10 protein-coding genes are annotated in these 8651 nt (G+C 67.5%); 3 read left to right on the plus strand and 7 right to left on the minus strand.

Annotated elements, in window-relative coordinates:
- Positions 1-124: acyl-ACP desaturase (locus ACRDUX_RS29575; RefSeq protein WP_526419195.1), on the minus strand; the 124-nt coding region annotated here is incomplete at its 3' end.
- 333 nt (positions 125-457) lie between these two features.
- Between ACRDUX_RS29575 and ACRDUX_RS29580 the strand changes: the two genes are divergently transcribed.
- Positions 458-889: a hypothetical protein gene (locus tag ACRDUX_RS29580; RefSeq protein WP_526419178.1), complete on the plus strand. Its 432-nt coding sequence runs from the start codon at positions 458-460 to the stop codon at positions 887-889.
- 1 nt (position 890) lies between these two features.
- Here the strand turns inward: ACRDUX_RS29580 and ACRDUX_RS29585 are convergent, their stop codons facing one another.
- A complete protein-coding gene (locus ACRDUX_RS29585; protein WP_526419180.1) occupies positions 891-1475 on the minus strand; it encodes a TetR/AcrR family transcriptional regulator in 585 nt (194 codons plus the stop codon).
- 70 nt (positions 1476-1545) lie between these two features.
- On the opposite strand from ACRDUX_RS29585, the gene ACRDUX_RS29590 reads away from it, so the two are divergent.
- Both ACRDUX_RS29590 and ACRDUX_RS29595 read left to right on the plus strand, forming a co-directional pair.
- Positions 1546-2562, plus strand: coding sequence for an oxygenase MpaB family protein (locus ACRDUX_RS29590; RefSeq protein ID WP_526419182.1), 1017 nt, complete (start codon positions 1546-1548; stop codon positions 2560-2562).
- 21 nt (positions 2563-2583) lie between these two features.
- The gene (locus tag ACRDUX_RS29595) at positions 2584-3753 is read left to right on the plus strand and encodes a serine/threonine-protein kinase (protein WP_526419184.1); all 1170 of its coding nucleotides are present in this window, start codon (positions 2584-2586) and stop codon (positions 3751-3753) included.
- Positions 3754-3762: 9 nt separating this feature from the next.
- On the opposite strand, the gene ACRDUX_RS29600 is transcribed toward ACRDUX_RS29595, so the two are convergent.
- The 5 genes from ACRDUX_RS29600 to ACRDUX_RS29620 all read right to left on the minus strand — a co-directional run bounded on the left by ACRDUX_RS29600 (position 3763) and on the right by ACRDUX_RS29620 (position 8474).
- Positions 3763-4287: a hypothetical protein gene (locus ACRDUX_RS29600; protein WP_526419186.1), complete on the minus strand. Its 525-nt coding sequence runs from the start codon at positions 4285-4287 to the stop codon at positions 3763-3765.
- 146 nt (positions 4288-4433) lie between these two features.
- The gene (locus ACRDUX_RS29605) at positions 4434-4907 is read right to left on the minus strand and encodes a GreA/GreB family elongation factor (protein WP_526419187.1); all 474 of its coding nucleotides are present in this window, start codon (positions 4905-4907) and stop codon (positions 4434-4436) included.
- Positions 4904-5398 carry a GreA/GreB family elongation factor gene (locus ACRDUX_RS29610; RefSeq protein WP_526419189.1) on the minus strand — a complete coding sequence of 165 codons (495 nt, stop codon included), beginning with the start codon at positions 5396-5398 and terminating at the stop codon, positions 4904-4906. Before ACRDUX_RS29610 ends, ACRDUX_RS29605 begins: the two co-directional genes overlap by 4 nt.
- Before the next feature lie 130 nt (positions 5399-5528).
- A complete protein-coding gene (locus tag ACRDUX_RS29615; RefSeq protein WP_526419191.1) occupies positions 5529-6794 on the minus strand; it encodes an NAD(P)/FAD-dependent oxidoreductase in 1266 nt (421 codons plus the stop codon).
- A gap of 153 nt (positions 6795-6947) precedes the next feature.
- The gene (locus ACRDUX_RS29620) at positions 6948-8474 is read right to left on the minus strand and encodes a PucR family transcriptional regulator (RefSeq protein WP_526419193.1); all 1527 of its coding nucleotides are present in this window, start codon (positions 8472-8474) and stop codon (positions 6948-6950) included.
- Between the last annotated feature and the right edge of the window lie 177 nt (positions 8475-8651).

Below are 8651 nucleotides of genomic sequence, written 5' to 3' on the forward strand. Positions count from 1 at the left end.
CCGACCACGGGATGTAGTCGTGCGGGTTCCAGTCCTTGCGCATCCGCATGTGGCGGTTGATGTTCTGCTCGACCACCGGCTCGAGTTCGTGCAGAAGCTGCAGGTCGGTCAACTCGGTCGACATAGACCCTCCCAGTTATCTGTACCTGTTGGTAGCACTCAATATATCTGTACCCCCCGGTGACATCAAGTTCTACGCACCGGGGTGTCGTCATCCGGGCTTCGGTCATTCACGGGAAGCGCTGTGGAAAAGGCTAGCCGCACCCGGGAGAACGTGCCCGTCCCGGCAAACTCGTTTGGCCGGGGGGAGGCGCACGCGATGACGGAGGGTGGACTGTCTCCATGATTTGCCTCCGTGCTTTGGTCGCGAGAGGCGATGCGCCGACACGCCGACGGCGGTACTATCCCCGCGAGCAAGAGCAAGGCTTTCCGACTCCGCGGACAGATAGGGCTAGACGTGAAGAAGCTGATCGTTGTTGGTTCCGGTGCCATCGGCGCACTGGCTGTGTCGGCGCTTCTCGGCGGTGGGGTTGCCTCGGCTGACGACTACGCCGGCCAGACGTACTCGGACGCATCCTCCGCTGCCAGCGATGCGGGTCAGACGGTCGTCGTCGCGGCCAGGACCGGCGACAAGCTGGCGCAGGACGATTGCATCGTCGAGCGTTCGCAGACTGCGCCGTTCGCCAGTGCGAACGACGGCATCCACGTCGACTCCACGGTGCAGTTCTACTTGAACTGCAATGGCGGTTACGCCACCGCCACCAAGCCCGGTACGTCGCTGGGCACCCAGGAGGGCAGGGACGCCAAGGCCGCTGCTGACGAGGCGGCCAAGGAGGCCGAGGACGAGGCGACGGCCCCTCTCGAAGAGGTCAGCACTCCCGACGCGTGATCTAGTGGCTTGACACCCGGCTGAGCAGCATGTCGACGCAATAGTCGATGAACTGCTCGCGGGTGGCGGTCAATCGGCCGTTGAGATACGCCGTGAACAGCGCCGTGAGCGCGCCAACGAGGCCGGTGGCCACCATGGCCTGGACCGCTGGGTCGGTGATTCGGGTCAGCTTGCGTTGAAGCAGCTCGATGAAGCTGGGCATCCATTCGGCCCCCGACTTCGTCAGCACCGGTTCCCGTTCGGGCGCGATCAGCAGCACCCGCCCGCGCACCGGGTCGTCGACCACGAGGGCGACGAATCGTTCGACGGCGTCGCGCGGTGTGGTCGATGACGTGAGGGCGCTCATCGCGGTGCTGCAGACGTGGTCGTATACCGCGCGCACGAACTCGTCACGGTCGGTGAAGCTCTCGTAGAAGTAGCGTTCGGTCAGTCCTGCGGTGCGGCACACGGCGCGGACGGTGAGTGTCGAACCGCCGTCGCCGCCGAGAACGTCGACTCCGGCAGCGATCAGTTCGTCGCGCCTGAGCGTCTGTCTGTCCTGCAGTGGTACTCCGGACCAGCGGCCCCTTCGTTGACCGGACGGCACATTGCTCCTAAGCTCACTTGACAACGCTCGTAGTCAAAGTATTCACCCAGCCCCCTAGGGAAGGTCACCAGTGACTCAAGATACGTCTGAGGCGTGCCCGGTGACCAGTGGATCTCAGACAGTCGAGGGGATGGGGTCCGGTTGTCCCGTGTCGCCAGGCGGTTATGACGCTCCGCCGCTTCCGCTGGGTCCCGATTCTCTGACGTGGAAGTACTTCGGCGACTGGCGAGGACTCCTGCAGGGGCCGTGGGCAGGGTCGATGCAGAACATGCACCCCCAGCTCGGCGCGGCGGTCGAGGAGCATTCGACCTTCTTCCGGGAACGGTGGCCGCGATTGCTCCGGTCGCTGTATCCGATCGGTGGCGTCGTCTTCGACACCGACCGGGCCCCTCGCACCGGAGCAGAGGTCCGCGAGTACCACACCGACATCAAAGGTGTTGACGCTCAAGGCCGCCGCTATCACGCGCTCAATCCGGACGTCTTCTACTGGGCCCACTCCACGTTCTTCGTCGGGACCCTGATCGTGGCGGAACGGCTGTGCGGCGGCGTCACCGAGGCGCAGAAGCGCCAACTCTTCGACGAGCACGTCGAGTGGTACCGGATGTACGGCATGAGCATGCGCCCCGTCCCCAAGACCTGGGAGGAATTTCAGGTCTATTGGGACCACATGTGCGCCAACGTGCTCGAGAACAACTACGCGGCGCGTGCGGTACTGGACCTGACCGAACTGCCCAAGCCTCCGTGGGCCGGCAAGATGCCGGACTGGATGTGGCGGTTGCAGCGAAGGGCGGTGGCGCCCTTCTTCGTCTGGTTCACCGTCGGTCTCTACGACCCATCGGTTCGAGAACTGATGGGCTACACGTGGTCCTGGCGCGACGAATGGCTGCACCGTCGCCTCGGCCAGCTCGTGCACGTGGTGTTCTCGCTGCTGCCCAAGCGCAGGCGCATGCATCCACGCGCACGTGCGGGTTGGGACCGGGCGGCGGGGCGGCTTCCCGTCGATGCTCCGTTGCCGGAGACTCCGGCGCGCAACCTCCCGCCGCTCGACGAGCGCGACAACCCGATGCACTACTGCCCGAAGGTCTGACGTACGTCTAGCGTGGGAGCGGTGGCCGCCCCTGAACTCCTCGGTGGGCGCTACCGGATCAGCGGCGTCCTCGGCCATGGTGGCATGGCCACGGTGTACGACGGATGGGACCTGCGGCTGCGTCGGCCGGTGGCGATCAAGCTGCTGCACCCGGGGCTCAGTGCCAATCCGGAGTTTCGCGATCGGATCGCATTCGAGGCGCGGTCGGCCGCAGCGCTCAACCACCCGAACATCGTCGTGGTCCACGACAGCGGTGAAGACTCCCAACACGGTGGTGCGCCGTACCTGATCATGGAGCGGTTGCCTGGACGGTCACTTCTCGACGCGATCGTCCACGGGCCGCTGGCGCCCGATCAGGTGCGCCGAGTGCTCTCCGACGTGCTCGCCGGATTGGGCGCCGCACATTCGGCAGGGATCCTGCACCGCGACATCAAGCCGGCCAACGTCGTGTTCGGGGCGGCCGGGGAGGCCAAGATCGCAGACTTCGGCGTGGCGAAGAGCGGCGGCAACGATCTGACCCAGATGGGACAGGTGGTTGGCACCGTGGCCTATCTCAGCCCCCAACGGGTCGCCGGTCAGCCCGCCACCCCGCTCGACGACCTGTACGCGGTCGGGGCCATTGGCTACGAGGCACTGACCGGGCGAATGCCGTTCCCGCAGCCCGAGCCTGCGGCCTTGATGCACGCGATCGCGCAGCACGACCTGGCGCCGCTGCTGGCCGTGAGACCCGATGTCGATCCTGCACTGGCGGCCGTCATCGACCGCGCGATGGCGCCGAACCCCGCACATCGCTTCCCACATGCGGAGGCGATGCGGACCGCTCTGCACACGGGGCGACCGCCGACCCGCGTGCTCGCGTTTCCGCTGGCAGGGGCGGCCCCGCCGTTGACCGGTGCGGTGCCGCCACCGCCTCCACCGGGCCGGCGTCGCAGGACGTGGGCCGCGTTCGCGGTCTCAGCGGCCGTGCTGCTTGCACTCGTCCTCGTCGGCGTCGAGTCGATCGGTTCGCGACCGGCCACCCTGGACCCGCCGACGACGTCGACGCCGAGCCTCACGTCAATCGATCCGCCGACGCCGCCGCAGACGGTGACGTCTTCTGCGCCGACGATCGCACAGACGATCCCCGAGCGGCCGGGCAACGGGCACGGCAACGGTGGTCCCAAGAAGCCGAAGCACGGTGGTAACGGCTGAGCGGCACCGTCAACGGGTGCAGAGACCGCCGGCCGTCTCCTCGGCGATGATCTGCTCGAGCGGTTCGCCGAGGTGCTTCGCGAAGTCCTCAGTGGCCTGCATGTACCAGTGGCCGTCGTCGTAGACCATGGTCCTCGAGCGTTCGACGCCGTTCACCTTCATGAGCACGATCGCCTCGTCACCGACGTCCAGTCGCAACCCGGTCACACTGATCGGTGGTCCTGGTTTCTTGCAGGTCTCGTAGAACGTCACGAAGTCGTCCTTGGTGATCCCGTCACGGACGTGCTGTTCCATTTCCTCCCACACGCCCGCGAAGTCGCCCGAGGTAAAGCGGTCGATGTCCTTCTGGGCGGCGGCCGTGGCGGCCGCCAGTGTCTCCGGAACGTCTGTCTGCGCCGGACCCGAACTCGAACCCGAATCCGGGTCCGCGGCGACGCGAACGACGGACGAGCCGGATGCGCCATGTGCGGGGACGCAAGCCGAGCACGCGATGGTCACCAGCAGCAGCGCCAGGAACCCAACGACCGATCTCATGGCGGAAGGGTAAACCGTATGCGGCCGCCATGGTGCCCTATGGCGTCGATAGCACGAACGGGCCACGGGGCACCAGCTGATATCGGTACCGCAGGCTTTAAATCTCGTTGAGCGCGCGAGAAGGGCGCGCCCCATTCCAGCGGCGGTTAGCCAGCGCTCAGATCGGCGGTGTGAAGGCCGTAGGGCACTGCGCTGAGCAGCGTGACCGCGATGGCACCCCCGTCGGGCAGCCTGTACGTGCGACGTTCGCCTGGGCGTGCGCCTGCGATGGCGGCGCCCAATTGGGATTGGATGGGGTAGACCTCGATGTCGGCGAATTCGGCGCCGAGCACGCCGAGCAGGAATGTGTTGGTGTCGCCGGTGGCGTCGTAGCGGATGGTGACGACCATGCCGGGTTCGGCCACCCCGTCGTTGGGTGGGTCATCGCCGACCACGGCGTGGATCAGCAAGTCATGAATCTCTTGCATCCGTCTCTCCCACGCGCGCCGGACGGCGGCGGCGTTTTCGTCGCCATCCCCGTCGGCGACTCCGGCGGAGAACAGAAAGCGCAGCGTGTCCAGTTCCCGGTGCAGCCGCTCGTAGGCCTGCAGCGAGATCCAGACGCGTGGAGTCGTGGTCATGCCAATTCCTTGGTGCGACGCGTCCTCGTCGCGCTCTCCAGCCCGTAGGGCACCGCCTTGAGCAGCGTCACGGGCAGGTCTTTGCCACTGGGGATGGAGTACGTGCGCTGCTCGCCGATGCGCGCGCCTGCGATCGCGCTGCCGAGCGGTGATTGCATGGAGTACACCTCGGTGCCGGTGTCTTCGGCTCCCCGCACGCCAAGGAGGAACGTTTCGACCTCGCCGGTGTCGTCGTAGCGGATGGTCAGCACCATTCCCGGTTCGGCGATGCCGTCATTGGGTGGATCCTCACCGACGACGGCGTGGATCAGCAGCTCTTCAAGCTGGCGGATCCGCGCCTTGCGTGCGGCGTAGTTCGCGACGAGGGTGTCGTCGTATTCCGTCGAGTCGTCGGGAATCTCGATGGTCGGACGCGAACGCAGGGCGGCAAGTTCGGTCCGCAGTCGGCTGTGCGCCTGTGGTGTCATCCACACACGTTCGGTACTGGTCATGTTGGGGTGTCCTTCGGGTAGGCAGAGGTTGTCGTCAGGGGCGGGTCGAAACTGCGCACCGCCCCTGACGACGCGGAGGCCCGTAGCGGGCGGTGGTCGCGCCGGGGTGAAGCCCGGGGTTGAAGAGGTGTCAGCGGCCGCTGCGGCGTGACGGATCGAACTCGCGAAGGGCTTCGGGTTGTTTGCCGGTGGTGATGTATTCGGCCAGGAGCCGACCGGTGACCGGGCCGTGCGCCAGTCCCCACATCCCGTGTCCGCCAGCGACGTAGACGCCTCGTGACATTTCACCGACGAGGGGGCGGCCGTCGGGAGTGACCGGGCGCGGCCCAACCCAGATGTCGGTGCGTTCGGCCCAGCGCACCCCGTCCAGCAGGGGTTTCGCGGAGGCAACGATGGCGCCCACGCGTTCTGGCACTGCCGGTTCGTGTGGGTCGCGGAACTCCATGGTGCCCGAGACGCGCAGGGCGCCTTGGTATGGGGTGCAGGCGACCCGGACGTCGGGCAGGTAGATGGGCCCTGGGATGGGGCGGTCGACTGGCACGGTGAACGAGTAGCCGCGACCGGCCTGAACCGGGACGCGTATCCGGCTCCCCGCCAGCCGCGACAGCCAGGCGCCGGTGGCGATCACTGCGGTGTCGGCGGTCAGCGGCTCCCCGTTGCGCGCGTACACGGTGATGCCGCTGCCCGAGGTCAGTACGTCACTGACTTCCAGCGTGCGCATCGTTGCCCCCCGCGCGAGGACCGCCTCTCCAAGGGCCTTGACGAATCGGCCGGGGTCGATGAAGCGCTGCCCGTTGATGTTGAGTGCGGCGGTGATCGCCGGTGATGCCAGCGGAACTTGTTCGCGCAACGCTTCGCCGGACAGCCCGGTGACGGACATCGTCTGGCCGGCGCTTTCGAGCCGGCGCAGGTCGTCGATCATGCGTTCTGCGGCGTTGGTGGTACGGAACAGCGCGGTGATGGGGGCATCGGTCATGGGCGCGTCGACTCCGTTGCTGGTCAGCACGTCGAAGGCTTCGATGCATTCCTCGTTGAGCGGCACGTTGGCCCGCACGGCCCGCTTCCACGACGATCGGCGGCAGTTCATGGCGAACTGGACCAGGAAGCTGGCAAGCCCGGAGTCGGCGCTCAAGGGGATGTGCAGCGGGGCGGCGGGGTCACGCAGCGAGCGCAGTCCCTCGCGCAGCGCGGCGGGTGAGTTCAACGGGAGCGTGAGTGCCGGTGCGATCCATCCGGCGTTGCCCCAAGAGGCGCCGGCGGCGACGCCGGTGCGGTCGACGATGGTCACCTCGACACCGCGCTCCTGCAGGAACCACGCGGTGGACAAGCCGACGATGCCCGCACCCACCACGATCGCCGATCGCGGCCCACCATCAAGACGCTCGACGCCGACCATCACATGCCTCCATCGCTCAACATTGGTTGTTGACTCCATGGTGGATGGCGTGGTCAGGATCGGTTTGCCGGAATCGGACAACTGGCCGACGCCTAGTTGGCGTGATCCGACAACGGGCCCTGGTGGAGTCGTCGCGTCCGGACCGGCGGGCGGTCAGTGGTCGTCGGTGGCCACGAGTTCGATCATCATCGCGAGCCGCTTGCGGGCGTCGTGCAAGCCCAGATCGGACACCTCCGCCATCTTGCGGAGCCGGTAGCGCACGGTGTTCTCGTGCACGCCAAGTCGGTCACCCGCCGCCACGGGGTCACCCCGCTCCTCCAACCACGCGCGCAGGGTGGCGACGTACTGGCTGGCGTGCTGTTCGTCGTGGCGGCGCAGTTCGAACACCGGGCCGCGAGTAGGGGTGCGCCCGGAGCGGGCGGCGGTGCGTAGCCGTTCCAGCAGGATGTCGTCCCACGATTCGTCGTAGACCGGTGCTGCCCCGCCGTCAGGTGGGCGAGCCTCGTGCAGGGCCAGACACTCGTCGGCCTCCTGGCGCGCCGCCGCAAGCTCAGCCGGGGCCGCGACACCACTGATCCCGGCCAGCACCGTGACCCCCGCGGGAAGCGTGGCCCGCAAATCGGAAATCCACCGTTGCGCCGCCGCAGGCTCTTCACCGGGCAGCACCGTGTAGACCGTGGTCCCCGATAGCGCGCTACGACCCGGCCGCGACCAACCGAATCCCGTCGTGGCCCGTTCGAAGGCCAACAACAGGGGAGCGTGCCGCTCGGCGCCCACGTGCGCGCGAACGGCGATGGCCCGCAACGGCTGTTGCGGCAGTCCGAGTTTGCTGGCCAGGGTTGGTGCGTCCACCGTGCCCTCCAGCAACCGGATGACGAGCTCGGATTCGACCTGGCGTTCCAGGTCTGCGCTCGCGCGGGATCGCAACAGGTGCAGGGCCACCGTGCGCGCACCGTCGGTCAACGCGGCGAGGCTGGACCCGTCCAGTGGCGCCGCGCAGGTGACCCACACGGTGCCAAGCACCTCCCGTCCCGCGCGCGCGGCGACGACCATCCGCCCCGTCATGTGCAGTTCGGTGTCCGCGGCGACGAAGAGCGGTTCGTCGGACGCCGCCAGGTGTGCCGATACCCCTCGAGCGTCGAACAAGGCGCGCAGCCGCTCGGGTGCCTGCCGGTCCAGGATCGTCTCGACCCGCGCCGGGTCGGTGTGCTGCTGCAACCGTGAGTAGGCCAACAGCCGCGAGAGCCGATCCTCAATCGTCACAGCGCTGCCGATCGCGTCTGCCAAGCTGTCGGCCAAGGCGAACAAATCCGTTGGGCCACGCCCAGATTCGGTCTCGCGACCCTCCAACACCAGTCCGTGGACGACTGCGGACAACTCGCTCCAGGACACGGCCGGGTCGACCACCATTATCGCGATCGGCTCGTCCTCACCGACGAAGGTGGTGCCGTCGCGGTCGCGGATCAGCACGGCGACCGCGCGCGCAGCCACCGCCCACCGCACCGCCTCTTCCACCGAATGAGCGCCGATGGCCAGGAGCACGTCACCGACCACCACGCGGCCGTGTGCGTTCTCGTGCATCACCACGGTGCGCAGTTCGGTGGACCGCGGCACCGCACAGAAGCGCAGGCGGACGCCATAGCCCCCCAGCACGTTCACCAGACGGTCCAACGTGACCACGAGCCGCCCCTCATGTCGACCGGATCCACCCAGCGTAACCAGCGGCCGATCGCCGACGGGCGACGCGCGGTTACCGGTCTGGCTGGGTGTCCGCCAGGTGTGGTGCGAGGGCGCGTGCGTCGTCGGGAATCGCTGGTGATTGCAACATCAACGTCTCACCCTCGGGCGCCGAGCCGG

This window comes from Mycobacterium sp. (assembly GCF_050701675.1).
Classification (GTDB): Bacteria; Actinomycetota; Actinomycetes; order Mycobacteriales; family Mycobacteriaceae; genus Mycobacterium.